This window comes from Curtobacterium sp. BNK-1 (genome assembly GCF_048685235.1).
Taxonomy (GTDB): domain Bacteria; phylum Pseudomonadota; class Gammaproteobacteria; order Enterobacterales; family Enterobacteriaceae; genus Pantoea; species Pantoea agglomerans.
This window is the reverse complement of sequence record NZ_JBLQTJ010000001.1, coordinates 754,796-779,785: the sequence shown is the minus strand read 5'-3', so window position 1 is coordinate 779,785 and position 24,990 is coordinate 754,796. Positions and strand designations below refer to the sequence as shown.

The 24,990-nt window shown below is 54.9% G+C and carries 29 protein-coding genes and 1 other RNA gene; 15 read left to right on the top strand and 15 right to left on the bottom strand.

What is annotated here, in order from left to right; genetic code table 11:
- Positions 1 to 45 precede the first annotated feature (45 nt).
- A complete protein-coding gene (locus tag ACMGGP_RS03535; protein ID WP_010255914.1) occupies positions 46 to 435 on the bottom strand; it encodes a DUF454 family protein in 390 nt (129 codons plus the stop codon).
- A 57-nt stretch (positions 436 to 492) separates the two neighbouring features.
- Here ACMGGP_RS03535 and priC point away from each other — a divergent pair, with 57 nt between their 5' ends.
- The 3 genes from priC to rsmS are packed head-to-tail and all read left to right on the top strand — an operon-like array spanning position 493 to position 1,478.
- Positions 493 to 1,014 (top strand): primosomal replication protein PriC, encoded by a 522-nt coding sequence (gene priC / locus ACMGGP_RS03530; protein WP_010255912.1) that lies wholly within the window; start codon positions 493 to 495, stop codon positions 1,012 to 1,014.
- 57 nt (positions 1,015 to 1,071) lie between these two features.
- Entirely contained in the window at positions 1,072 to 1,317 is a 246-nt protein-coding gene (locus ACMGGP_RS03525) for a GlsB/YeaQ/YmgE family stress response membrane protein (protein WP_498798132.1), read from the top strand.
- 8 nt (positions 1,318 to 1,325) lie between these two features.
- Positions 1,326 to 1,478: a pleiotropic regulatory protein RsmS gene (rsmS, locus tag ACMGGP_RS03520; protein WP_010255907.1), complete on the top strand. Its 153-nt coding sequence runs from the start codon at positions 1,326 to 1,328 to the stop codon at positions 1,476 to 1,478.
- Here the strand turns inward: rsmS and acrR are convergent.
- On the bottom strand, positions 1,475 to 2,113 hold the full coding sequence (gene acrR / locus ACMGGP_RS03515; protein ID WP_010255906.1) for a multidrug efflux transporter transcriptional repressor AcrR: 639 nt from the start codon (positions 2,111 to 2,113) through the stop codon (positions 1,475 to 1,477). The two genes, rsmS and acrR, sit on opposite strands and share 4 nt — an antisense overlap.
- A gap of 142 nt (positions 2,114 to 2,255) precedes the next feature.
- Here acrR and ACMGGP_RS03510 point away from each other — a divergent pair, with 142 nt between their 5' ends.
- From ACMGGP_RS03510 to ykgO, 4 genes are all read left to right on the top strand, one after another.
- The gene (locus ACMGGP_RS03510) at positions 2,256 to 3,449 is read left to right on the top strand and encodes an efflux RND transporter periplasmic adaptor subunit (RefSeq protein ID WP_010255904.1); all 1,194 of its coding nucleotides are present in this window, start codon (positions 2,256 to 2,258) and stop codon (positions 3,447 to 3,449) included.
- 16 nt (positions 3,450 to 3,465) lie between these two features.
- On the top strand, positions 3,466 to 6,621 hold the full coding sequence (locus ACMGGP_RS03505) for a multidrug efflux RND transporter permease subunit AcrB (RefSeq protein ID WP_010255902.1): 3,156 nt from the start codon (positions 3,466 to 3,468) through the stop codon (positions 6,619 to 6,621).
- Between the two features lie 162 nt (positions 6,622 to 6,783).
- The gene (locus tag ACMGGP_RS03500; RefSeq protein WP_010671219.1) at positions 6,784 to 7,038 is read left to right on the top strand and encodes a type B 50S ribosomal protein L31; all 255 of its coding nucleotides are present in this window, start codon (positions 6,784 to 6,786) and stop codon (positions 7,036 to 7,038) included.
- Positions 7,039 to 7,049: 11 nt separating this feature from the next.
- The gene (gene ykgO / locus ACMGGP_RS03495; protein ID WP_010255896.1) at positions 7,050 to 7,190 is read left to right on the top strand and encodes a type B 50S ribosomal protein L36; all 141 of its coding nucleotides are present in this window, start codon (positions 7,050 to 7,052) and stop codon (positions 7,188 to 7,190) included.
- A gap of 45 nt (positions 7,191 to 7,235) precedes the next feature.
- On the opposite strand, the gene ACMGGP_RS03490 is transcribed toward ykgO, so the two are convergent.
- The 3 genes from ACMGGP_RS03490 to ACMGGP_RS03480 are packed head-to-tail and all read right to left on the bottom strand — an operon-like array spanning position 7,236 to position 9,634.
- Positions 7,236 to 8,114 (bottom strand): metal ABC transporter substrate-binding protein, encoded by an 879-nt coding sequence (locus ACMGGP_RS03490; RefSeq protein ID WP_475009788.1) that lies wholly within the window; start codon positions 8,112 to 8,114, stop codon positions 7,236 to 7,238.
- 15 nt (positions 8,115 to 8,129) lie between these two features.
- Positions 8,130 to 8,969 carry a metal ABC transporter permease gene (locus ACMGGP_RS03485; RefSeq protein ID WP_187512285.1) on the bottom strand — a complete coding sequence of 280 codons (840 nt, stop codon included), beginning with the start codon at positions 8,967 to 8,969 and terminating at the stop codon, positions 8,130 to 8,132.
- The gene (locus tag ACMGGP_RS03480) at positions 8,966 to 9,634 is read right to left on the bottom strand and encodes a metal ABC transporter ATP-binding protein (protein WP_033772778.1); all 669 of its coding nucleotides are present in this window, start codon (positions 9,632 to 9,634) and stop codon (positions 8,966 to 8,968) included. The genes ACMGGP_RS03485 and ACMGGP_RS03480 overlap by 4 nt, the downstream gene beginning before the upstream one ends.
- 341 nt (positions 9,635 to 9,975) lie before the next feature.
- On the opposite strand from ACMGGP_RS03480, the gene ACMGGP_RS03475 reads away from it, so the two are divergent.
- The 3 genes from ACMGGP_RS03475 to hha all read left to right on the top strand — a co-directional run bounded on the left by ACMGGP_RS03475 (position 9,976) and on the right by hha (position 11,094).
- The gene (locus ACMGGP_RS03475) at positions 9,976 to 10,329 is read left to right on the top strand and encodes a hypothetical protein (RefSeq protein WP_010255885.1); all 354 of its coding nucleotides are present in this window, start codon (positions 9,976 to 9,978) and stop codon (positions 10,327 to 10,329) included.
- Between the two features lie 147 nt (positions 10,330 to 10,476).
- Positions 10,477 to 10,854, top strand: coding sequence for an Hha toxicity modulator TomB (gene tomB / locus ACMGGP_RS03470; protein ID WP_003850455.1), 378 nt, complete (start codon positions 10,477 to 10,479; stop codon positions 10,852 to 10,854).
- Between the two features lie 24 nt (positions 10,855 to 10,878).
- The gene (gene hha / locus ACMGGP_RS03465; protein WP_003850458.1) at positions 10,879 to 11,094 is read left to right on the top strand and encodes a hemolysin expression-modulating protein Hha; all 216 of its coding nucleotides are present in this window, start codon (positions 10,879 to 10,881) and stop codon (positions 11,092 to 11,094) included.
- A 134-nt stretch (positions 11,095 to 11,228) separates the two neighbouring features.
- On the opposite strand, the gene ffs is transcribed toward hha, so the two are convergent.
- Positions 11,229 to 11,325, bottom strand: an RNA gene (gene ffs / locus ACMGGP_RS03460) — signal recognition particle sRNA small type.
- A gap of 175 nt (positions 11,326 to 11,500) precedes the next feature.
- On the opposite strand from ffs, the gene ACMGGP_RS03455 reads away from it, so the two are divergent.
- Entirely contained in the window at positions 11,501 to 11,812 is a 312-nt protein-coding gene (locus ACMGGP_RS03455) for an MGMT family protein (protein WP_031293095.1), read from the top strand.
- A 39-nt stretch (positions 11,813 to 11,851) separates the two neighbouring features.
- Here ACMGGP_RS03455 and ACMGGP_RS03450 read toward each other — a convergent pair whose 3' ends face one another.
- On the bottom strand, positions 11,852 to 12,376 hold the full coding sequence (locus ACMGGP_RS03450) for a YbaY family lipoprotein (RefSeq protein WP_498798131.1): 525 nt from the start codon (positions 12,374 to 12,376) through the stop codon (positions 11,852 to 11,854).
- Positions 12,377 to 12,599: 223 nt separating this feature from the next.
- Between ACMGGP_RS03450 and tesB the strand changes: the two genes are divergently transcribed.
- Positions 12,600 to 13,463: an acyl-CoA thioesterase II gene (gene tesB, locus ACMGGP_RS03445; protein ID WP_124889747.1), complete on the top strand. Its 864-nt coding sequence runs from the start codon at positions 12,600 to 12,602 to the stop codon at positions 13,461 to 13,463.
- 50 nt (positions 13,464 to 13,513) lie between these two features.
- Here tesB and amtB read toward each other — a convergent pair whose 3' ends face one another.
- From amtB to ACMGGP_RS03420, 5 genes are all read right to left on the bottom strand, one after another.
- Complete coding sequence (amtB, locus tag ACMGGP_RS03440; protein WP_010255877.1) at positions 13,514 to 14,800, bottom strand: ammonium transporter AmtB; 1,287 nt, start codon at positions 14,798 to 14,800, stop codon at positions 13,514 to 13,516.
- A 34-nt stretch (positions 14,801 to 14,834) separates the two neighbouring features.
- Positions 14,835 to 15,173 (bottom strand): P-II family nitrogen regulator, encoded by a 339-nt coding sequence (gene glnK, locus ACMGGP_RS03435; RefSeq protein WP_003850469.1) that lies wholly within the window; start codon positions 15,171 to 15,173, stop codon positions 14,835 to 14,837.
- Between the two features lie 257 nt (positions 15,174 to 15,430).
- Complete coding sequence (locus ACMGGP_RS03430) at positions 15,431 to 17,206, bottom strand: SmdB family multidrug efflux ABC transporter permease/ATP-binding protein (RefSeq protein WP_010671215.1); 1,776 nt, start codon at positions 17,204 to 17,206, stop codon at positions 15,431 to 15,433.
- Positions 17,199 to 18,968: a SmdA family multidrug ABC transporter permease/ATP-binding protein gene (locus tag ACMGGP_RS03425; protein ID WP_033756779.1), complete on the bottom strand. Its 1,770-nt coding sequence runs from the start codon at positions 18,966 to 18,968 to the stop codon at positions 17,199 to 17,201. Before ACMGGP_RS03425 ends, ACMGGP_RS03430 begins: the two co-directional genes overlap by 8 nt.
- 24 nt (positions 18,969 to 18,992) lie before the next feature.
- On the bottom strand, positions 18,993 to 19,454 hold the full coding sequence (locus ACMGGP_RS03420) for an Lrp/AsnC family transcriptional regulator (RefSeq protein ID WP_010671213.1): 462 nt from the start codon (positions 19,452 to 19,454) through the stop codon (positions 18,993 to 18,995).
- Between the two features lie 117 nt (positions 19,455 to 19,571).
- On the opposite strand from ACMGGP_RS03420, the gene ACMGGP_RS03415 reads away from it, so the two are divergent.
- On the top strand, positions 19,572 to 20,606 hold the full coding sequence (locus ACMGGP_RS03415) for a PLP-dependent cysteine synthase family protein (RefSeq protein WP_122889137.1): 1,035 nt from the start codon (positions 19,572 to 19,574) through the stop codon (positions 20,604 to 20,606).
- 34 nt (positions 20,607 to 20,640) lie between these two features.
- On the opposite strand, the gene cof is transcribed toward ACMGGP_RS03415, so the two are convergent.
- Positions 20,641 to 21,462: an HMP-PP phosphatase gene (gene cof, locus ACMGGP_RS03410; protein WP_158131947.1), complete on the bottom strand. Its 822-nt coding sequence runs from the start codon at positions 21,460 to 21,462 to the stop codon at positions 20,641 to 20,643.
- 92 nt (positions 21,463 to 21,554) lie between these two features.
- On the opposite strand from cof, the gene ACMGGP_RS03405 reads away from it, so the two are divergent.
- Both ACMGGP_RS03405 and queC read left to right on the top strand, forming a co-directional pair.
- A complete protein-coding gene (locus ACMGGP_RS03405) occupies positions 21,555 to 23,273 on the top strand; it encodes an SgrR family transcriptional regulator (protein ID WP_346461050.1) in 1,719 nt (572 codons plus the stop codon).
- Positions 23,274 to 23,314: 41 nt separating this feature from the next.
- Positions 23,315 to 24,010 (top strand): 7-cyano-7-deazaguanine synthase QueC, encoded by a 696-nt coding sequence (queC, locus tag ACMGGP_RS03400; protein ID WP_031592184.1) that lies wholly within the window; start codon positions 23,315 to 23,317, stop codon positions 24,008 to 24,010.
- Positions 24,011 to 24,060: 50 nt separating this feature from the next.
- Here the strand turns inward: queC and ACMGGP_RS03395 are convergent, their stop codons facing one another.
- Both ACMGGP_RS03395 and ACMGGP_RS03390 read right to left on the bottom strand, forming a co-directional pair.
- Positions 24,061 to 24,459 (bottom strand): YbgC/FadM family acyl-CoA thioesterase, encoded by a 399-nt coding sequence (locus tag ACMGGP_RS03395; RefSeq protein WP_010671209.1) that lies wholly within the window; start codon positions 24,457 to 24,459, stop codon positions 24,061 to 24,063.
- Positions 24,460 to 24,559: 100 nt separating this feature from the next.
- Positions 24,560 to 24,913 (bottom strand): ComEA family DNA-binding protein, encoded by a 354-nt coding sequence (locus ACMGGP_RS03390; protein WP_022626117.1) that lies wholly within the window; start codon positions 24,911 to 24,913, stop codon positions 24,560 to 24,562.
- Between the last annotated feature and the right edge of the window lie 77 nt (positions 24,914 to 24,990).

The following is a 24,990-nucleotide window of genomic DNA, read 5'->3' as shown; positions in this document are numbered from 1 at the left end:
CACGAAGACGCCCAAATCTAAGCAAATGACCGGCTAAATGCAACTTTATCGCGGCGGCGGCGGTGCGTCCGCTGCTTCTGCCACCACCGGAATACGCCACATAAACAGCAGCAGCGCCGCCAGCATGATCAGCAGCATGATGCGTACCCAGAGCTGATGCACCAGGAAGAGTGAGAGACTAAAGGTGGCGACTATCAGGCAGATAGCGCGTACTTTAGCCCCTGGCGGCATCGCGCGATGCTGCTGCCAGTGACGCAGATAGCGGCCAAATGGCGATTTCCACAGCAGCCAGTGATGAAAACGCGGCGATGAACGGGCAAAACACCAGGCCGCCAGCAGCATGAATGGCGTGGTAGGTAATAAAGGTAATACAATGCCCAGCGTCCCCAGCACAATCGCCAGCCAGCCGAGGGTTAATAACAGAATGCGTTGCATGAATGCCGCCCAACTCTTTCCTCATCAGCGTACGTTAGCACAATTGAGCGTCACGCGATGAGTGCGATCGCCATACAACAGCGCCTGCAACAGCTCCTTATCGCCCTGCGGCAGGAGCTTGCCTGCCATTCAGATGGAGTTTGCCGTCTGCCACGTTTTGATACTCAGCTGTTTCGCACCAAAGGCACGCGGCTGGCTGATTACCTGCTGGAAGTGGAACAGAATTTTGCCCGGCTCTGCGACAGCAGCCACGATCTGGCCCGCAGTGCCTGGCTGGCTGAACGCCTGGTCGATCAGATTGCCGCCCTGCAACGTGAGGCGAGTACGCAACAGCTGCGTACCCGACGCGAACAGCCCGTCAGGAACCCACGCGCCGCAAAATATCAGGAGTACCGTGAATTTGAACGGCGTTTGCTGGCAATGATCGATCAGCGTGAGCAGCGGCTGGCGCTGGCCGAAACGCTGGCGGTACAGCATCAGCTGAAACAGGATCTGGAAACGTTAGAGCAGCGACTGGCACGCTGTCGGCAGGCGATTCGCTCTGTCGAATGGGCCTCTTCGTTGCGCGGCAGCGAATAAAGCGCAGCGTGACAAAAGCGCTCCTATACTGGGTGTGATTCGGCGCGGAGAAGAACCATGGCTTTACTTGTGTGGCTGTTAAGCGGTTTACTGCTGGGGTTGCTGAAGCGCCTGCTGATGCCGGGACCACCGGGCGGCCTGGTTGCTACCCTGACGCTGTCGATGATCGGTGCACTGATTGGCGGCTATATCGCCTCCTATTTTGAACTGGGCACCCTGGCAACGCTGCATATTGGCGCACTGGGCATGGCGATTCTCGGTGCATTAGTGATGCTGCTGGTCGCGGCCCGACTACGTATTTAGGAGAAGAAATGTCACTGGAAAATGCCCCTGACGACGTCAAACTGGCAGTTGATCTGATTCAGCTACTGGAAGAGCATCAACTGCCGGTAGAAACCGTGCTCTCAGCGCTGGCCATGGTGCAGCGCGATTTCGAAAACAAGCGTGATCGCCCATCGGCTTAGTGGTGGGCAGTCAGCGTCGGACTGAGGCGCAGCATATCGATAAAAGCATTGACCAGCGTCGGCGCGTCTCCGGCTAAATCAAAACTGTCCGGCGCAAACAGCCAGCTTTCCATCATACCGTTGACGTAACCGCGCAGGATAAGAGCGGCCTGACGCGTGCTGAGACTGCCCGGAAGTTGTCCGGCTTCGATACACTGGCGCAGCACATCTTCAATTTTGTCGTAGCATTCCAGCAGTAAGCTCTGCTGCATATTCTTCAGCGCCGACATTTCGCCCACAAATTCACATTTGTGGAAAATGATCTCCATCAAGGCGCGGCGCTGCGGATCCTTTGCTGTCGCGTCAAAGATATAGACCAGCATCGCTCGCAACACAGAGAGTGGATCGCCAGGGTATTTTGTCTGATACTCAAGTTCCACATCGTCCAGACCAGCATCACAACGAAGCCATATTTCATGTAATACATCGGCTTTATTTTTGAAGTGCCAGTAGATGGCCCCTCGCGTGACGCTGGCAGCGGTTGCAATATCCGCCAGAGAAGTGGCTGAAACGCCCTGCTGCGAAAACAGAACAATGGCGGCATCAAGAATTTGATGTCGCGTTTCAAGTGCTTGCGCTTTGGTTTTTCGTGCCATAAGGGGCTTTTTTTACAAACAGGTAAGTTTACATACATTTGCGAATGTATGTACCATAGCATGACCTGCGACTTGACACAGCAATGGGTTTTTCAGTTTGTGATCCATTGACCAATTGATATCGGACACTAGAGGTTTATTTATGAATAAAATCAGAGGATTATCGCCTCTGGCGGCCGTCCTGATGCTATCAGGCAGCTTTTTGTTAACAGGATGTGACAACAATAAATCCGAACAAGCCGCCCAGCAACCGCCAGCAGTGGGGGTTGTAACACTGAAAACTGAACCCCTGAAAATCTCGACTGAATTACCTGGCCGCACCTCGGCATATCGTGTCGCCGAAGTCCGTCCGCAGGTTTCCGGTATCATTCTGAAGCGTAACTTTGTTGAAGGCAGCGATGTCAAAGCGGGTCAGTCTCTTTATCAGATCGATCCTGCTACCTATCAGGCCGCCTATGACAGCGCCAAAGGTGACTTAACTCAGGCGCAGGCCAATGCACGCATCGCTCAGCTGACCGTCAAACGTTATAAGCCTTTACTCGGCACCAAATATATCAGTCAGCAGGATTACGACACCGCCGTTGCCACGGCCGCGCAAAACGATGCTGCGGTTCAGGTAGCAAAAGCCAATGTAGAAACGGCCCGCATTAACCTGGCTTATACCAAAGTCACCTCGCCTATCAGTGGCCGCATCGGCAAATCGTCAGTAACGGAAGGTGCGCTGGTACAAAACGCACAAACCACCGCTCTGGCCACTGTGCAGCAACTTGACCCGATGTATGTCGACGTCACCCAGTCGAGCGAAGATTTCATGCGCTTACGTTCAGAACTGGAGTCGGGTCAGCTGAAGCAGAACGATGGCAAAGCCAACGTGACCCTGCTGATGCAGAACGGCAACAGCTATCCACAGACAGGTACGCTGGAGTTCTCTGACGTTACCGTTGATGAAACCACGGGTTCTATCACCCTGCGCGCCATTGTCCCGAACCCGAACCATGCGCTGTTACCGGGCATGTTTGTTCGCGCTCGTCTGGATGAAGGTACCAATCCTAATGCGTTGCTGGTTCCGCAACAGGCGGTAGCCCGCACCCCAACGGGTCAGGCAACGGTCATGGTGGTAGGTGCAGATAACAAAGTGGAAGCTCGTCAGGTCACCACCTCTCAGGCGATTGGCGACAAGTGGTTAGTCACCGACGGTGTTAAAGCGGGTGAACGTGTGATCAGCACGGGTCTGCAGCGAGCCAAGCCGGGCGCACAGGTTACCCCACAAGAAGTCTCAGACGATGCGAAAGCGGCACCCGATTCAAAGCCGCAGTCTGACAAGTCATCGTCATAACAGGAGCCGTTGATTCATGGCTAAGTTCTTTATCGATCGGCCCATCTTTGCGTGGGTGCTCGCCATCATCATTATGCTGGTCGGTGCGCTATCGATTCTCAAACTTCCGATTGAGCAATATCCCAATGTTGCACCGCCGGCGATTGAGATTCAGGCCACCTACCCTGGTGCAGATGCTAAAACGCTGCAGGACTCGGTGACCCAGGTCATCGAACAAAATATGAACGGCATTGATGGACTGATGTATATGTCCTCAAGCAGCGACTCATCCGGTACGCTGACCCTGACGATCTCCTTTGAGTCAGGAACAGATGCCGATATCGCGCAGGTTCAGGTGCAGAACAAACTGCAGCTGGCGACGCCGCTGTTACCGCAGGAAGTACAGCAACAGGGGATTCAGGTTAAGAAATCTTCCAGTAGCTTCCTGATGGTAGCGGGCTTCATCAGCGACGATGACAATATGACGCAGAATGATATTTCTGACTTTATTTCATCGTCCATCAAAGACCCGATCAGCCGTACCAAAGGCGTGGGTGATACCCAGGTATTTGGTGCGCAGTACGCGATGCGTATCTGGATGGATCCGCACAAGCTGAACAACTACAACCTGACGCCGGTTGATGTTATCAGCGCCCTGAATACGCAGAACACCCAGGTTGCTGCCGGTCAGTTGGGCGGTACGCCTCCGGTTCCGGGACAGCAGCTTAACGCCTCGATCATTGCGCAAACCCGTCTCACCTCTACCGATGAATTCGGCAAAATCCTGCTGAAAGTGAATGAAGATGGTTCTCAGGTTCGTCTGCGTGATGTGGCAAGGATTGAACTTGGCGCGGAAAACTACGAAATCGTTGCCCGTTATAACGGCAAGCCTGCGTCCGGTATCGGTATCAAGCTGGCCACCGGTGCGAATGCGCTGGATACCGCCAATGCGGTGAAAGAAGAACTGGCCAAATTGCAGCCGACGTTCCCGGCCGGTTTGAAAGTGGTCTATCCGTATGACACCACGCCTTTCGTTAAAATCTCGATTTTCGAAGTGGTGAAAACGCTGATCGAAGCGATCGTGCTGGTGTTCCTGGTCATGTATCTGTTTCTGCAGAACTTCCGCGCCACGCTCATTCCTACCATCGCGGTCCCTGTGGTATTGCTGGGTACGTTTGCCGTTATCAGCGCTTTTGGCTATTCGATAAACACCCTGACGATGTTCGGGATGGTGCTGGCCATCGGCTTGCTGGTGGATGACGCCATCGTGGTGGTCGAGAACGTTGAGCGCGTAATGGCGGAAGAGGGATTACCGCCAAAAGAAGCGACTAAGCGTTCTATGGAGCAGATCCAGGGCGCACTGGTCGGTATCGCGCTGGTGCTGGCTGCCGTATTTATTCCGATGGCGTTCTTTGGTGGTTCGACCGGTGTTATCTACCGTCAGTTCTCCATCACTATCGTTTCGGCAATGGCGCTGTCGGTGCTGGTCGCCTTTATTCTGACGCCGGCACTCTGTGCCACCATGCTGAAACCGATTAAAAAAGGCGAGCACGGTAAAACCACCGGTTTCTTCGGCTGGTTCAACCGCATGTTCGACAAAAGCACCAACCACTATGTGGATGGTGTGGGTCACATGGTTCGCAGTACGGGTCGCTATATGGTGATCTATCTGGTGATCGTGGTCGGTATGGCGTTTCTGTTTGTGAGACTGCCCTCTTCATTCTTACCGGAAGAGGATCAGGGTCTGCTGCTGGCTCAGGCGCAGCTGCCTGCTGGTGCAACCCAGGAGCGTACGCAGAAAGTGCTGGACCAGGTGACGGATTACTTCCTGACCCAGGAGAAAGACACGGTTAAATCGGTGTTTACCGTTAACGGCTTCGGCTTTGCCGGTCGTGGACAGAACACCGGTATCGCCTTCGTCAGTCTCAAGCCGTGGGATGAGCGTACCGGCAGCGACATGAAAGTACCGGCGATTGCTGGCCGTGCCATGCAGGCGCTGGGCGCGATCAAAGATGCAATGGTCATTCCTTTCAACCTGCCAGCCATTATTGAACTGGGTAACGCGACCGGCTTCGACTTTGAGCTGATCGACCAGAATAACCTTGGCCACGATAAGCTGACGGAAGCGCGTAATCAGCTGTTCGGCATGATTGCGCAGCATCCTGATACGCTGGTTGGCGTCCGTCCTAACGGGATGGAAGATACCCCGCAGTACAAGCTGACCATCGATCAGGAGAAAGCACAGGCGCTGGGCGTATCACTGAGTGATATCAACACCACGCTGGCGGCTTCCTGGGGCGGTTCCTACGTCAATGACTTCATTGACCGCGGTCGCGTGAAGAAAGTTTACGTCATGGGTAAAGCGGACGCCCGCATGCTGCCGGACGACATTGGTAAATGGTACGTGCGCAACAGCAGCGGAACCATGGTGCCCTTCTCTGCCTTCTCGTCAGCGAAATGGCAATATGGCTCACCGCGCCTTGAGCGTTACAACGGTCTGCCTGCGATGGAAATCCTGGGACAGGCTGCGCCAGGCAAAAGTTCGGGTGCGGCAATGGACCTGATGGAAGAGCTGGCGGCGAAACTGCCTGCCGGTATCGGCTATGACTGGACCGGTATGTCCTATCAGGAACGCTTGTCAGGTAACCAGGCCCCTGCGCTCTATGCCATCTCGCTGATTGTGGTCTTCCTGTGTCTCGCCGCACTGTACGAGAGCTGGTCGATTCCATTCTCGGTTATGCTGGTTGTCCCGCTCGGGGTCATTGGTGCACTGATCTTTACCACCCTGCGTGGCCTGAGTAATGACGTCTACTTCGTAGTGGGGTTACTGACAACCATCGGCCTCTCCACCAAGAACGCCATCCTTATAGTCGAATTTGCTAAAGATTTGATGGATAAAGAGGGTAAAGGGCTGATTGAAGCTGCGCTGGAAGCGTGCCGTATGCGTCTGCGTCCTATCCTGATGACGTCACTGGCGTTTATTCTCGGGGTACTGCCGCTGGCGATCAGTACCGGTGCCGGTTCCGGTTCGCAAAACGCCGTAGGTACCGGCGTTATCGGTGGTATGGTCACCGCGACCATACTGGCGATCTTCTTCGTTCCTGTGTTCTTTGTGGTGGTACGCCGCCGCTTTGGCAAGAAAAAAGAAGAATCAGCGAATAGTCATCCGGTTGAGCATAACCAGACTCACTAAGCTGTAAATCATCTGAGGCCGCGCAAGCGGCCTTTTTTTATGCCTGCGATTCAGCCCTTCTCATTTCCTGTCCCCTTGCTTTTCCTGTCTCACGGACAGTTGCAATCCTGGCCTGTGCATCGCATAATATTGTTATAGTATAACATTACATAGGTGTGCATTATGAAAGCGAATATTCATCCTCACTATCGTCACGTGGTTTTCCATGACACATCGGCTGATGTCTGGTTCAAAATCGGATCAACCATCAAAACCGATCGCACCGTGGAGTTCGAAGGCGAAACGCTGCCCTACGTCACCCTGGATGTGTCGTCTGCCTCACATGTGTTCTACACCGGTAAACAGAAAGATTTTGCCAAAGAGGGCAGCACCGCGCGCTTTAACCAGCGTTTCGGGCGCTTTCTTGGAAAGAAATAGAGGAGAGGATCATGCAGGTATTAAGCTCGCTGCGTTCAGCAAAAAATCGCCATCGGGATTGTAAAGTGGTCCGCCGCAAAGGCCGTATTTACGTTATCTGTAAATCGAACCCGCGGTTTAAAGCAGTACAGGGAAGAAAGAAAAAACGCTAGTTTGTGTCGTGATGACTGGCCGGGCTTGCCCGGCCTTTTTTATGCTTAGTGCATGCTCTTCAGCATCGCATTCACGTTGTGTTTAAAAGCCGCCTGATAGGTGGCTGCCGGGCCAGAGGCCGTGGATAACGCTTCCGGATAGAGCTCACCACCCGGCTCTGCCCCGGTGGCGCTGGCAATCTGTTTTACCAGACGCGGGTCGGTCTGGTTCTCAATGAAATAGCGATTGATGTGCTGCTGCTTAAGCAGGGTGATTAAATTACCCACGTTGCTGGCACTCGCTTCCGCCTCAGTAGAGAACCCTACCGGCGCCAGGAAAGTCACGCCATATCGCTGTCCAAAGTAACCAAACGCATCGTGACTGGTCAGCACTTTACGCTTATCGGCTGGCACAGCGTCAAAGGCGGTTTTTGCCCAGCGATCCAGCGCCTGCAGTTGCTGAATGTAATTCTGTCCACGCTGACGAATGGCCGGAGCATCTTCAGGATCGGCTTTGACCAGCGCATTCATCACGTTGGTCGCGTAGATAACGCCGTTCTGCATGCTGTTCCAGGCGTGAGGATCGGTAACGGTTTTACCCTCCTCCTCCATGCTGCGGGTGGTGACACCGGTTGAAGCGACAACGGGCTGACCGCGATACCCTGAGGCGCTGACCAGCCGATCCATCCACCCTTCCAGTCCCAGTCCGCTGACAAACACCAGATCGGCCTTCGCCAGCGCCTGACTGTCCTGCGGTGTCGGTTCAAAAGTATGAGGATCGCCATTCGGCCCCACCAGGCTTTTAACCTTTACATGATCGCCGCCGACCTGCTTAACGATGTCAGCCAGCACGGTAAAGCTGGCCACGACATCCACCGTTTTGGCCATCGCCAGAGGCGTGGTAAACAGCGCAGCGAGCGCCAGGCTAACCGATAATTTTTTCATAGATACCCCTTAAGATTAATGGCGGCGTAAAATTCCGCCGCACGGCCCTGTAAGAATGGAGAAAAAAAACAGCATGGCGGCGCTCAGCACTACAGCGGGACCCGCCGGCAATGAGAAGTGCCAGGAGATCATCAGCCCGGCCAGCGACGAAATCATTGCCATGAAAATGGCGATAACCAGCATTGCGGCGAGATGGCGACTCCAGAAGCGGGCGCTGGCGGCGGGCAACATCATTAAACCCACCGACATCAGGGTGCCCAGCACCTGAAAACCCGCCACCAGATTCAGCACCACCAGCATTAAAAACAGACCATGCACCAGCGGCGCGCTCCATTTTCCCTGCGCACGCAGGAAGTCGCCGTCAAACGCATCGATGACCAGCGGACGATAGATCACCGCCAGCAGAATCAGCGTAAAGGCAGCGATGCCGCCCACCAGCAACAGCGCTGCGTTGTCTACCGCCAGCAGCGAGCCAAACAGAACGTGCAGCAGATCCACGCTTGAGCCGCGTAATGAAACCAGCGTGACGCCCAGCGCCAGTGAACCCAGATAGAAGCCGGCAAAACTGGCATCCTCTTTCAGCGGCGTGTAGCGACTGACCGCGCCAGAGAGCAGCGCCACGGCTAAACCAGCGATCAGGCCGCCAACACCCATCGCGACCAGTGACAATCCGGAGATCAGATAGCCAATGGCGGCACCAGGCAGTACCGCGTGTGATAAGGCATCGCCAATCAGGCTCATACGTCGCAGGGAGAGGAATACCCCGAGCGGCGTGGCGCTGACGGCCAGCGCCAGACAGGCCACCAGCGCGCGTCGCATAAAACCAAACTCAATAAAGGGTTGAATCAGGGTCACGGCGCACGACTCCGCAGAGAGGAAGCAGGCAGGCAGGTGCAGTTAACCTCACGTTCATCCATCGACATCACGTTACTGAAGTAGCGCGCCACCAGCGGACGATCGTGCAGCACCACCAGCAGGGTTGTTCCGGCCTGCTGTTGCTGCTCAAGGATCGACATCAGTAGCGTCACCGTCTGGCTGTCAATGCCGTTAAAAGGCTCATCCAGAAGCCAGAGCTGGCTGCGCTGCAGCATCAGCCGCGCAAACAATACCCGCTGCAGTTGTCCGCCGGATAACGTCGCGGGCTGCGCATCCGCATAATCACTCATCTGAACCGCTTCCAGCGCCTGCCAGATCTCCCGACGCAGTATCCGGTTAATGCCGCCGAACCAGCCGCAGCGTGGCCAGCAGCCAATAGAGACCAGTTCAAATACCGTCAGGGGAAAGCGGGTCTCAAGTTCGGTGCGCTGCGGCAACCAGCCGATATCCCGGCGTGCAACCTGCAGCTCGCAGCGCCCGGCTATCGGTGGCAGTAAGCCAGCAATGGTTTTTAACAGGGTTGATTTGCCGCTACCGTTCGCGCCGACCAGCGCGGTCATCGAGCCGGCTGCGAGCTGGCCGGTAATAGCCGGGGTCACAACCTGTCCCTGGTAGCCCGCGCGAAGCGCGTTAAACAGGATCATGCGCTGATCCCCCATTTTATTGCCACGGCAAGCAGCATGATAAATAGCAGTGCTACTCCCAGCCGCCCGCCCAGTGACATAAGTAGTCCACTCTGACGCATTACTTCACCATAATGTTATAACATAACAGTAAAGATACCTGATGTTGCTCTCTGTTGAATGTGGGATTGTGTATCAAAAGATAAATACCAGCTGCACGCACTGGCAGACCCGCGCTGGCGATAAGGCCTGCGGCGGCGTCTGGCAAATCTCATAAACTGAGAGTTTTGTGCTCAACTGGCTTGCAAACCAGTTGCAGAAAACCAATGATAGGTTTATTAACGGTTATAAGTGGAACAGATATGCTGTCACGCATTGAATGTGATATTGCCGCGGGTGAATCGGACTGCGCAAAAATAGCAGAGATTGTTCAGCGGAATATTCTCAAAATAACCGATTTGCTGGTAGGGGATTTACGCTGGTACTCACAAAATGCCCGGTTAGTTCCAGGCAGTTTAAAAATCATTTCGGTTGAATACCAGGATCTGAATAGTTTTAAATTACTTTACGATTTTGACTGGAATTTATTTAGTCCCTGCCTGGATCTAAATGAAACCGTGACGCAGTCAGAACAGGTAAACTTTCACATTAAGCCCGGTGCACTTGAGTTTGATGTGATCGACAATGAGCAACCCTCCCCTGGCGATGAATTGTAATATTTAGTAATGGAGGTGAGCAGAACTAATGGTTTTACACTATCTTTAAGGTATCCCGTTTAATAACTGCCCGAATAATCGCTTCCTGGCCGCGTGATCTTCTCTCGCCGCCCTGCGGCAACTGTGCTAGCTATGGAGGGGAAAAAGATGGACGAATACTCACCGAAACGGCATGATATTGCCCAGCTTAAATACCTTTGTGAGAGTCTGTTTGACGACAGCATGGCAACATTAACCGACAGTCATCATGGCTGGGTTAATGATCCCACTTCTGAAAGCAATCTACAGCTTAACGATTTGATTGAGCATATCGCCTCTTTCACCATGAATTACAAAATTAAGCACGTTGAAGATGAAGCGCTGATTTCGCAAATCGATGAATATCTTGATGATACTTTTATGCTATTCAGCAATTATGGTGTCAATAGTCCGGATCTTCAGCGGTGGCAACGTTCAGCAAAACGCTTATTTAATCTGTTCACTGAAGAGTGCGCTTTTCTCCAGCAACCGAGCCATTCATTATAGTAAAGACATGAGAACGGTTTATTTATGAACAAAACCCTGACTAAAACCGATTATTTGATGCGACTGCGGCGCTGCCGCTCTCTTGATACCCTGGAAAGGGTGATTGAAAAAAATAAGTATGAATTACCGGAAGATGAATTAGCGGTATTTTACTCAGCAGCTGACCATCGCCTGGCGGAACTGACGATGAACAAGCTCTACGATAAAGTCCCGGGTTCAGTATGGAAATTTGTCCGTTAATCTGATCGCTTACAGCTCAGTTTTACCCCAATAAAGTACCGGATAATCCTGCCTGCCGGCAAAGGATCGGCCCAGGCGGGTTTTGCCTGTCTGCAGCTTAGGGGGAGAATATCGAAGGGAGAAAGTGGTGGGGGCCCTGCCAGCTACATCCCGGCACACGCGTCACCTGCTACGGCTGCTTCCTTCCGGATCTGACCGAGTTCACAAGCTAGCATTGCGGGAGAACCAACAGGGCCCCCATTGACAAGCCCTCTTTACGAGAGCGGGGGCATTATCTGGGAAGGAGGTGGCAATTGCAAGCGTAGTCGGGACAACCGTTGTTTTCTTGAACAACCACCGCTTTTACGCTTTTTCCGCCTTTTCCCCGTGCTAAAGTTAAAACCCTTTTTCCTGATGAAATAAGTACATGAATCAGCCAGACACTTTCCAGCAACGCATCTGGCAAATTGTTGCCGCTATTCCGGCTGGCCGCGTCACCACCTATGGCGATGTGGCGCTACTGGCCGGTTCTCCGCGCGCGGCGCGTCAGGTTGGTGGCGTGCTGAGTCGCTTACCCGAGGGAACTACCCTTCCCTGGCATCGCGTCGTAAACCGACACGGCACAATTTCTCTTCAGGGTGACCGTCTGTTGCGGCAGCGGGATGCACTGGAGGCGGAAGGCATAGAGGTGAGTGATGACGGACAGCTCGATCTCGAGACTTATCGCTGGCGATTTTAGACAGGGTAAAAAGGGCGACAATGTCGCCCCGAAATGAGTTTACAGACGGGTTGGAGCAGGAACCGCAGCAGACGGCGTCACCTGAGTCGGTGAGGTCGAAGGAACGGTGGTCGCTGCGCCCGGCTGGGTTGGCATCGCCATAGACGGTACCGGTACCAGCAGCAGCTCTGCTTTGGTGCCACCCTGGTTAATCACTGGCTTCACGCCTTCAGTGATAAAGGCCAGCTTACCGTCGATTGAGATAGCTGCGCTTAACAGAATGCGTGCATCAGGCTTGATGTCGGCTGGGTTAAACGGCAGCACGAACTGGAACGGTGCCTGTTTGCCTTCGGTACGCACCACGCGCTGCGACAGCACTTTTGAGGGTGCATCGGCGACGGACGCATCAGAGAGCGTCACGGTTAATACCGCATCCGGCGGCAGCGCAATGCGCTGGCGGATAAAGACTGAACCACTTACGTTGGGCTGCGCAATCGCCGCCGTCTGTCCTGCAACCGCAGAACCCAGAGTTGGCGTTGGCACGGGTTTACTCTTGTCGGCGCATCCTACAACAGCAACCGCCATAACTACTCCACTGAACACATGCCTGAGTTTCATTGATGTCGTCTCCATTTGATCAAAATGATTGTCGGCAGCGAATCCTGCTTACAGCGCTTCACTCGCCGTATGTCCTTAATGTTGGCACAAAAATGAAATTTTGCCTGGCACCGACAATGTAGAAAGTCTGATTGACGTCAACTGGTCCGATCTTTCACACTGAGCAGGTCACTATATTGAGGAACGCGCCATGAGTCAGGCACTGCAAAATCTGCTGAATTTATTAAATCTGGAAAAACTGGAAGAGGGTTTATATCGCGGCCAGAGCGAAGATATTGGCCTTCGTCAGGTGTTTGGCGGTCAGGTGGTGGGTCAGGCGCTGTATGCCGCAAAGCAAACTGTGGCGGAAGATCGCATTATTCACTCTTTTCACAGCTATTTTTTGCGGCCCGGCGATAGTCAGAAAGCGATTATTTACGATGTTGAAACGCTGCGTGATGGCAAAAGTTTCAGCGCACGTAGGGTCAGTGCCATTCAGAATGGGCAGCCGATTTTTTATATGACCGCCTCGTTCCAGTCACCGGAAAGCGGCTTTGAACATCAGAATCCGATGCCACAGGTGGAGGGGCCAGAGAATCTGTTAACTGAACAGGCGATGGCGCAGAAAATGGCGCATCTGCTGCCAGAAAAGCTACGTGAAAAATTCATTGCTGAGCGTCCGCTGGAGATCCGCCCGGTACAGATTCACAATCCTCTCCGGGGCCATGTGGATAAGCCTGAACGCCAGGTCTGGATCCGTGCCACCGGCCCACTGCCCGACGATTTGCGTATCCATCAGTATCTGCTCGGCTATGCTTCCGATCTCAATTTCCTGCCGGTCGCGCTCCAGCCGCACGGCAAAGGCTTTTTAGAGCCGGACATGCAGGTCGCCACTATCGACCACTCAATGTGGTTCCACCGCCCGTTCGACTTCAGTGAATGGCTGCTCTATAGCGTAGTCAGTACTTCGGCGTCAGGCGCACGGGGTTTTGTCCGGGGCGAGTTCTACAATCAGCAGGGTGTGCTGGTGGCCTCAACGGTTCAGGAAGGGGTGATGCGTCAGCGCAGCGAATAAAAAAAGGGGGCGATTACTCGCCCCCGGTTGATCTTTTCACTGCCCATCCATTACTGGTTGTAAGCATTCTCGCCGTGGCTGTTTACATCCAGACCTTCACGCTCATGCTCTTCCGGAACGCGCAGACCGACAATCAAATCAGCCAGCTTGAAGCCGATGAAGGCGACAACGCCCGACCAGACGATAGTCAGGCCCACGCTGAAGAGCTGTACCCAGACCTGATGGCCCATGGTGACACCCTCTGCATAGCCTACGCCGCCCAGTGAAGAGGAGGCAAACACGCCAGTCAGGATACAGCCGACAATGCCGCACACGCCATGCACGCCGAACACATCGCAGGGATCATCCACGCGCAGCCATTTTTTCAGAGTGGTCACGCCCCACAGTCCCGCCAGTCCGCCGACCAGGCCGATAATTAATGCACCGCCGACGCCGACATAACCACAGGCAGGCGTAATCGCTACCAGCCCGGCAATAAAGCCTGAACAGGCACCCAGCAGCGAAGGCTTACCACGTACCGCCCACTCGCCAAAGGTCCATGACAACACGGCGCCCGCTGTGGCGACAACGGTGTTCAGGAAGGCCAGCGCCGCGATTTCGTTTGCTGCAGAAGCAGAACCGGCGTTGAAACCGAACCAGCCGACATACAGAATGGCGGTGCCGGTGAATACCATTGGCAGGTTGTGTGGTTTGAAGGCCTCTTTACCAAAGCCGGCACGTTTGCCCACCAGATAAGCGCCCACCAGACCGGCGACAGCGGCGTTAATATGCACCACGGTGCCGCCAGCAAAGTCCAGCGCGCCATCCTGTGCCAGGAAACCGCCAGCCCACACCATGTGCGCGATAGGCAGGTAAGCCAGGGTCAGCCAGACGCCGACAAAAATCAGTACGGCAGAGAAACGGATGCGTTCTGCGATAGCACCGACAATCAGGCCCACCGTGATACAGGCAAACGAGGCCTGGAACGCGACATGAATATATTGATAGAAGCTGCCCATGACGGCGGTCAGCTGAATGTTTTTCAGCATCACCCAGTTAAAGCTGCCAAAGAAGGCGTTGCCTTCACTGAACGCCAGTGAATAGCCGTAAACCATCCATAATACGCAGACCAGTGAGAAGGTGACGGCAACCTGAGTCAGCATCGACAGCACGTTTTTACCGCGAATCAAACCACCATAAAACAGCGCGATACCTGGAATTGACATAAACAGCACCAGCGCGGTGCAAATCATCATAAATGCGTTATCAGCCTTGTCCGCAACGGCAGGCGCAGCCATTGCGAGTGAGGGTAACAGTGCCAGGCTGGTGAGGCCCAACTTAGCGAAAATTTTATTCATTTTTATTCCATCCCATCACAGTACTGAGTCTTTATTACAGAGCGGCTTCGTCGGTCTCGCCGGTACGAATACGGATGACGCGCTGCAGTTCAGCTACGAAAATTTTACCGTCGCCAATTTTGCCGGTGTAAGCCGCTTTACTGATGACATCCACCACTTCGTCTAACTGATCGTCGGCAATAGCGATATCAATTTTGACCTTAGGCAGGAAGTTCACGCTGTACTCTGCGCCACGATAAAGCTCTGCATGGCCCTTCTGACGGCCAAAACCTTTCACTTCGGAGACGGTCAGTCCCTGAATGCCGATAGAGGATAAAGCTTCACGTACATCCTCCAGCTTGAATGGCTTAATTACGACGGTAACCAGCTTCATTGGATCCCCTCCAGCGAGTAAATAGGTAAGGTTTACGGACACGCAGGGATATAAGCAAAGCCTGTGCCAGAGTGTGAAAATGACGGTAATACGTTGTTCAGGCGAGACGCGACAAGGGATGCTTTAAAGAGGATGGGAAACAGAGAGGCCGTACAGGGGTAATTGCAGCGGAGGGCTGCACTCCTTTGGTGCTTCAGGCGTCAAAGGAGTGCATTTATACAGATTAATCTGATAAAGGTGCGCAAAAAAGGTGCAACTCAGCCTTCAGTTGTTACAGCGACGCCCGATACCAGATCTTCACCTGCCTGCTGCAGCTGATACATCTGCCAGTAACGTCCCTGCATCGCCAGCAGTTGCTGATGCGTACCCTGCTCAACCACACGACCACGATGCAGCACCAGAATCTTGTCTGCTTCAATAATCGTTGAGAGGCGGTGAGCAATCACCACCAGCGTGCTGTGCTGGCGCAGCGTCTCAAGCGTCTGCTGAATGGCCTGCTCGGTGCCGGAATCAATATTGGCCGTCGCTTCGTCGAGGATCAGTATCTGCGGCAGATCAACCAGCACCCGGGCCAGTGCCAGCAGCTGCTTCTGCCCGACCGACAGATTATTGCCCTGCTCACCCAGCCGGGTATGAATTCCCTCCGGCAACGCATGCGCCAGCGGAGCCAGCTGCACCTGTTCCAGCACCGTCCAGACGGCCTCTTCGCTGATGTCACGTCCCAGCCGCACATTCGCCAGCAGCGTATCGGCCAGCACCACCGGATCCTGCTGCACCATCGCAATACCGCGCCGCAGCACGGCATGGCTCAGGTCGCTAATGGGTCGATCATCAATGCGGATCTCGCCGCGCGTCACCGGGTAGTAACCCATTAACAGGTTCGCCAGCGTGCTTTTACCGCTGCCGGTATGTCCCACCAGCGCCACAAACTCGCGTGGGGCAACCTCAAGATTGATATCACTGAGCACATCGCGGTTTTCACGGTAGGCAAAGCTCAGATTGTTCAGGGTGATACGACCTGAAGCCAGCGGTTGTTGATCGGCACCATACTGCTGCTGTGCAGCATCCATCAGTTCGAAAATACGCTCACCTGAAACTACCGCCTGCTGCAGCATCGATTGCTGAGTGGTCAGCTCAATCAGCGGCTCATTCAGACGCCCCAGATAGGTAATAAAGGCATAGAGTACCCCCACTTCAAACACGCCAGGCATCGAGAAACTAAACAGGATCAGCAGCCCACACAACACCATCGCTGAAAACAGACTCAACAGCGGACGCAGCAGAAAACCATCCAGACGCAGCGTTTCCATTCGCGCCAGATAGTGAGAGCGGCTTGCTTCGCCCATTCGCTCACCAAATCGCGCCTGCTGACGAAACTGCTGGATCACGCTCATACCGCTGATGACTTCGTTAAAGCCATTATTGATGTCTGCCAGATAGCTGCGAACCCGACGGGCAATGGGCGTGCTGTAACGCTGATAGATGAACATCACCACCAGTACCAGCGGGAAGATCATCATCGCCACCAGCGCCATGCGCCAGTCAAGGCTGAACATCGCCACCATCATGGCGCCGACCAGTGCGGCACTGCGCAGCACGGTTGAAACCACCGTGACGTAGAGATCGCGGATGACTTCGGTGTCGTTAGTCACGCGTGAAATAATCTGCCCGACCGGCTGGGTATCAAAGGCACTCAGCGGCTGACAGAGTGCGGCATTCATCACGTCACTGCGTAACCGCTGTACCACGCCGATAGCGGCTCGGTTAAACAACAGCGCCTGCCAGTAGTGCAGCCCGGCGGCCAGCAGCTGAAGCAGGATAAAACTGACCACCAGTCCGGCGACCACTCCCCAGGGCATCTGATGTTTCGCCACCAGGTTGTCGATAAAATAGCTGACCAGCACCGGTCCGGTCACTTCCGCCGCGGCAGCGATCCACAGCATCCCTACCGCCAGCGACAGGGATTTGCGCCACGGCTTACCGTAGCTCAGCAGACGCTTCAGGGTAGGCCACAAGCGTGCAGACTTAGCCATGCGGCACTCCTTTCTCATTTTCATCATCATCCAGCGCCGCTTCCAGTTGCTGGTAACGGTACATGTCCCGATACCAGCCAGCCCTGCCGGTCAGCGCGTCGTGGTCGCCCCGCTGCGCCACTCTGCCCTGCTGCAGGACCAGGATTTCACTGGCTTCCGTCAGTGCCGATAAGCGGTGCGCGCTGATAATCAGCGTGCGTCCCTGCCCCCAGATGCGCAGGTTATGCAGGATTTCGTGTTCGGTACGGCCATCGACCGCGGAAAGCGCGTCGTCCAGAATCAGGATTTCCGCATTCAGCAGCAGCGCCCGGGCAATCGAAAGACGCTGCTTCTGCCCACCCGACAGCATCACACCGCGCTCCCCGACTTCCGTTTCATAGCCCTGCGGCAAACGCAGGATATCGTCATGAACGCAGGCCAGCGTGGCGGCATGCTCAATCTCCTGCTGGGTTGCGCCCGGTTTTCCCAGCGCAATATTGTTCGCCACGCTGTCTGAGAACAGGAACGGTGTCTGGCTGACCACGGCCAGACGGCTGCGCCAGCTGTCCAGCCGCAACTGCGGCAGCGGGATCTGGTGATAACGGATGTCGCCCTGCTGAATATCAAAGTGGCGCTGAATCAGGCTAAGCAGCGTACTTTTGCCACTGCCGGTTGGCCCGCACAGCCCCAGCATCTCGCCGGGTTTCAGCTGGAAGCTGACATCGCTTAAGACCGGACCCACGCTGGCCGGATAGTTAAAGGCACGAATCGCGACCTGCAGCGTGCCCGGCTCAGATGGCAGTGACTTATCGCCATCTTCCACCGCTGGCGCTTCAGCCAGCAGCGCGCCGATACGGCTCCAGGCGGCGCTGCCGCGTTCAACAATATTAAACATCCACGCCAGCGCCAGCATCGGCCAGATCATCAGGCCGAGATACATCACAAAGCTGGTGAGCTGCCCCAGCGTCATCTCTCCATGCCAGACCAGCCAGCTGCCGCCACCAATCGCCAGCAGGTTTGAGAAGCCGATAGCGATATAGATAGTGGGATCGAAACGGGCATCGACCCGCGCCACGCGCAGGTTTTTTTCACCGGTATCGCGGGCGATATCGGAAAATTGCTGCGACTGATGCTGTTCAAGGCCAAAGGATTTAATCATCCGGATGCTGGTCAGGCTCTCCTGCGTCTGATCGTTGAGACTGGAGAAGGCGGCCTGTGCCAGCTTAAAGCGATGGTGCAGTTGATTACCGTAGCGATGGATCACGATGGCCATAATGGGCATCGGCACCAGCGCAAGCAGCGTCAGCTGCCAGCTGATCTGCGTGCTCATTACCAGCAGCACCACGCAGCCCATGACCAGCGAGTCGACCAGCGTCAGAACCCCTTCCCCGGCCGCAAACACCACCCGATCCACGTCGTTGGTGGCGCGCGCAATCAGGTCGCCGGTGCGGTGACGCAGATAAAATGCCGGTTGCTGACGACTCAGCTGGCGATAGAAATCTTCGCGCAGCTCAACCGCCAGCTGGTAGGAGGCACCAAACAGCAGCACGCGCCAGACATAGCGCAGCAGATAGACCACCACCGCCGTTGCCAGCATGATCCCAATCCACATCATGATGCGGCTGGTGCTCATGTTGTCACGCGTCACGCCATCGACAATCACCCCGACCACATGCGGTGGCAGCAGCTGCAGAATAGCAATAACAATCAGCAGGAGGACCGCGCCCAGATAGCGCCGCCACTCCCGCAGAAAATACCAACTTAATTGACTGAATAATCGCACAACGCTGCTCTCAATCTCAGGCCCTCAGGGGGCAACAGGTAAAGCCGTGGTGTATTTAATCTCTTCCATGGCGAAGCTGGATGTCACATCAATCAGGCCAGGCACCCCATTCACTAATCGCTTGTAGAAAGCATCATAGCTTTTCATGTCGGCCACCTGAATGCGCAGCAGGTAATCATACTCGCCTGCCATACGGTAAAAGGCCATTACCTCCGGCATGCTGCTCACCACCGAGACAAATGCCTGATACCAGTCGCGACTGTGCTGCTGCGTTTTAACAAACATAAACGCCGTCAGTGACAGTCCGATTTTATCTCCATCCAGCAACGCCACCCGTGCGCGAATAATGCCATCATCTTCAAGCTTTTTCAGGCGCTTCCAGCAGGGTGTGGTGGTGAGGTTGACGGCATCCGCCAGCGCCTGCAGCGACAGCGTGCAGTCATGCTGCAGCAGTGAGAGCAATTTAAGGTCAGTTTTATCTAACATTCGCGGCTCCGGGAGAATCATTTTCTCCATTACCGCCATTTTAACGGTAATTGTGCAATCTCTTTTTCCTGCACGTGCCATAAAATAGCCGCATCACTTTTTTACCGGACGCCTGAGATGCACACCTGCTGGATTCGCCACGCTATCAACGAAATTAACGCTGATTTTCAACGATCGGCTGAGACCCATTTGATCCGTTTCGATCTGGCGGACTTTCCCGGTATCTGGTTCTATCTGAAAGATGAAAGTACCCATCCCAGTGGCAGTCTTAAACACCGGCTGGCACGATCCCTGTTCCTCTACGGCCTCTCCAACGGCTGGATTAAACAGGATACGCCGATTATCGAAGCTTCGTCAGGCAGCACTGCCGTTTCTGAGGCGTACTTCGCAAGGCTGCTGGGTCTGCCCTTTATTGCGGTGATGCCGGCGAGCACGGCGAAGCGTAAAATTGAGCAGATCACCTTTTATGGCGGACAGTGCCATTTTGTTGAAGATCCCTGCCAGCTCTATGCTGAATCTGAACGGCTGGCGCGGGAGCTCAATGGCCATTTTATGGATCAGTTTACCTATGCTGAACGTGCCACCGACTGGCGCGGCAATAACAATATTGCAGAGAGCATTTTCCGTCAGATGGAGCATGAACCTTATCCGATTCCCCATACGATAATCATGAGTGCGGGCACCGGCGGCACCTCAGCCACGCTGGGCCGCTATATCCGTTATCAGGGACTGGAAACCAAACTGCTGGTGGTTGATCCGCAGCATTCGGTGTTTTTTGATTACTGGCAGAAGCGTGATGCCACCCTGACCAGCGCGCGCGGCAGCATGATCGAAGGAATTGGCCGTCCGCGAGTGGAGCCGTCGTTTATGCCTGACGTGATCGACGAAATGATCAAAGTGCCGGATGGTGCAACGCTGGCCGCCATGCTGAAACTGGAAAAGATTCTGGGACGCAAGCCTGGCGCCTCTACCGGCACCAATTTCTGGGGCATGATGCAGGTGGCAAAACGCTTACGGGCAGCGAATCAGCAGGGAGCACTGGTGACACTGCTGTGCGACAGCGGCGAACGTTATCCCGATAGCTACTATCAGCCTGAGTGGGTGGCAAAACATATTGGCGATATCACGCCATGGCAGCGCGAGCTGGAATAAAAAACCGGACATCCTGTCCGGTTCACGGCAATCCTCAGCATTCGGGGGAATACGCGAGGTCGGGTGTTGCCAGCCAGTGATTTAAATAGTGAGACACCGCCTGTGTCTCGCAATGCCCTAATACCGGCAGATGCGGTAGCGCGGCTTTCAGCTGCGCCATCGCATTGCCCATGATAAAACCCTGTCCGGCCTGCGCCAGCATCTCGCGATCGTTCATCGCATCACCAAACGCCATACACTCCGCCATGGTCAGCGACAGATGGTCACATAACAGTGCCAGCGCGCTGCCTTTATTGCAGCTGGCGGGTAACACCTCCAGACAATCCACAGCAGAGAAGCAGATGTTAGCCTGCTCACCCAGTGCGGCATCCAGCTCTGTTTTTAGATGACAGAGGCGCTGATGCTGATCGATAAAGCAGATTTTTGTCACCTGATGCGCGGGCAACCTTTTAAGATCGCACAGCTGATAGCCAAATCCGCTGATCTGATGGGCCACCAGCAGTTCAGGCTGTGGGTGATCGGTAAACCACCCCTGATCGTTGAAAACATGCAGGGTGGCGTGCGTATCCCAGCGGCGGTGGATCACCTCTTCGGCGACCGAAGAGGGCAGATCACGCGCAAAGATCAGATTGCCCTGCCTGTCGTGTACACGGGTACCATTACCGGTAATCAGCCACGCGGGCAGTGTCATTTTTTCCCGTAAGATCTGCATCTCCAGCAGATGGCGGCCCGTCGCTAGCGCCAGATTAACGCCACGCAGATGCAACGCCTGCAGGCTATCCAGCGTCTGCTGACCCAGCTGATGATCCGGCAGCAATAATGTGCCATCCATATCGAACGCGGCTAAACGCACCATGATTTACCTCCTGCTGAAAGATGAACTCCACTATTGCCTGTTAATTGCGGAACTAATAGTGAATACTTTTAAAAAACTGTTCCGGGTTTAACATGCGCCAGCTTAACCGTCTTAATCAGTTCCAGCGTCTGTGGCAGCAGAGTCAGGGCGCCCCACAGCAAACCTGCGTGGCGGAGATGGCCCGCCACTGTATCTGCAGCGAGCGTCATCTGCGCACGTTGCTGTCACAGTGGCAGCATGCAGGCTGGCTCAGCTGGCGCGGCGAGCCTGGCCGTGGCAAACAGGGACAGATAGTATTTCTGCGCTCACCTGAACAATTACGGCAGCAGTTGCTGCAACAACAGCTCGACGCCGGAGACGCCGCTGAGGCCTTGCAGCTGCTGGATCTGCCGCCGGAAAGGCTAATCAATATGCTGCGGCCATTAATGGGTGGACAGTGGCAGAACGATACGCCGGTTCTGCGCATCCCCTACTATCGTCCGATGGAGAGCACAGAGCCGCGCCAGATTACTGGTCGGGCCGAACAGCACCTGGCTCGCCAGATCTATTCCGGTCTGACCCGCTTTGAGCAGGATGAGCCGGTCGGCGATCTGGCGCATCACTGGCAATATGACGAGGCGTCATCTGGCTGGTTATTCTGGTTACGACCTCAGCTGATGTGGCACAACGACGAGCCTCTGCAGGCCGCACAACTGGTGGCGCAGTTCCACCAGCTGTTGCGGGATAGGCGCGTCAGTGTGTTGCTGGCCGATGTGGTCAGCGTGGATGCGCCCCATCCGCTTGCGGTGCGTTTCGTACTGCGACGCCCTGATTTCTGGCTGCCCCATCGGCTCGCCCACTTGTTGTGCCTGCTGCCCCATCCCATCGATCCCGCCACGGGCAGCGGGCCGTGGAAACTCAGGCACTTCAGCGCCGAGCTGGTCAGGATTGAAAGTCACGCGCGCTGGCATCTGCAGCGCCCTCTGCTGCAGGCAGTAGAGTACTGGATTACCCCTCAGCTGTTTGATCCCGCTCTCGGCAGCAGCTGTCGTCATCCGGTGCAGATTGCGATAGGCGATGCCACAGAGCTCAGGACGCTGCAACCGGTCAGCAGCAGTATCAGCCTCGGCTTCTGTTATCTGGTCTGCCGGCCGCGAGCCGGATTTACCGCTGATCAGGCGCGCACGCTTTTCCAGCTGATCCAGCAAAGCGGCATTGTCAGCCGGTTGCCTCTGGATGAGGGACTCATCACTCCCAGTAAAGAGCTGTTACCTGGCTGGAGTGTGCCGCTGATTGATGCTGTCAGGGTTCCCTTACCGGCAACCCTGACGCTGCATTATCAGTTGCCGGTTGAGCTGCATCAGATGTCACAGGCGCTGGTTGCACTGTTAAAACAGCACGGCTGCACCCTGAAGGTTGTTTTTCATCCGGTAAAAAACTGGCACGGCATCGACCCGCTTGATAAGGCAGATATCGTGATGGGCGACAGACTGATTGGTGATGCGCCGGTCTTTACGCTGGCCAGCTGGTTGCAGACTGACCCGCTATGGCGGCCGCTGTGGCCCACACTGCAGGGCGAAGAGATTCAGGCGCAACTGCTGGCTATCCAGCAAATTGCTGACGACGAAACCCGTGCCCGCTCGCTGCATCAGCTTTATCATCAGCTGATGACGGGCGGCATCCTGCTGCCACTGTTCAATTATCGCTATCAAATCTACGCGCCGCCGGGCGTTGAAGGGATTGAACTGAATACGCTGGGCTGGTTCGATTTCAGCCGCGCATGGATCCCGCCGCCCATTGATCTGCCATGCAGCTGTTCAGCGGCGGACTGAGGCATTACCATAAGCGCAAAATTAATTATCAGGAAAACACCATGAAACGCGCTGTTGTAGTTTTCAGCGGTGGACAAGACTCCACTACCTGCCTGATTCAGGCCTTAGAACAATATGATGACGTTCATTGCGTCACTTTCGACTATGGACAACGCCATCGGGAAGAGATCGATGTCGCCCGCGACCTGGCGATTAAATTGGGCGCGCGCGCGCATAAAGTGCTGGATGTCACCATGCTGAACGAACTCGCCGTCAGCAGCCTGACGCGGGATAACATTCCGGTGCCGGCTTATAATCCCGAGGCCAGTGGATTACCCAGTACGTTTGTGCCGGGACGCAATATTCTCTTTCTGACGCTGGCCTCGGTTTACGCTTATCAGGTCGAAGCGGAAGCGGTGATCACTGGTGTCTGTGAGACCGATTTCTCCGGCTATCCCGATTGCCGCGATGAGTTTGTCAAAGCGCTGAACCATGCGGTGTCGCTGGGCATGGCGCGCGATGTTCGTTTTGAGACGCCGCTGATGTGGCTCAATAAAGCGGAAACCTGGGCGCTGGCGGATTACTGGCAGCAGCTTGCGCTGGTACGCGAGCAGACGCTGACCTGCTATAACGGCGTGAAAGGTGATGGATGTGGTGAGTGTGCAGCCTGTCATTTACGGGCCAATGGCCTGCAGGGTTATCTCAACGATCGTGCTGGCGTAATGGCGGCAATGAAAGCAAAAAGCGGTCTTAACTAAGAGTGTCTGAGGTGGCGGCAGAGAATACGGGTTGCCGCCTTTTTATCGACTCATGCCATCAGACGCATCAGTCGCTCGCGCAACTCCCCTTCCAGCGCAACCGCCTTCTGAGTCCGCAAATCAATACAGACAAAAGTGAGTGCGGCATCCGCCACCACGGTCTCCTGCCCTGCCAGCAAAACACGCTGCGCAATAATGCCGCTTTTGCCATTCAACTGCGTGATCTCACTGTCGATAGTCAGTACGTCACCCAGCACGGCCGGACGACGGTAGTTGATGTTGATGTTTACCACCACAAAAGCCAGTTTCTGTTCCTGCAACCAGTGGAATGCTTCCACCTCTTCCAGCCACTCCCAGCGCGCCTCCTCCAGAAACTCAAGATAGCGCGCATTATTGACGTGCTGATAGACATCCAGATGATAGCCGCGCACTTTTATGGTGGTCTGCATGATCATGCTCTCCTGCTGCTGTGAATTAACTGGTTGGACCTGTTCACTTTAGCAGAGTCGCCTGTCTATCGTGGGTTAAGCATCACAGATGTGTACTGCTTCACAATTTCAGCCGGGCCGCATTTCGCTCTATCAACGCATTGCCGATACCCGGCACTTCACTGAGTTGCTGAATTGCGCTAAACGGTCCGTACTGTTCGCGATAGCTCACAATTGCCTGCGCCTTTTTCAGCCCCACCCCATTCATAACGGCAGAGAGCTGTTCGGCTGTTGCTTCATTAATGCTGACCTGATCCTGCTGTGGCTGCGCGGCGGCTTCCGGCTTCGACGCAGGATGTGAGCTCTGCGTGACGGCTGCGCTGACAGGTTCAGGTGCCGCAGAGACGCTGCTGTGACAGAGTGCGCCGCCCAGCGCGAGTGAAAGATAAAAGGCAACGAGTTTAGGTTTAGCCATGCTGTGTTTCTCCTTGTGTGTAAACAGCAGCGACAGAGTGGCACTACTGCACACAAGGCTCAAAAGCGGGATTTCAG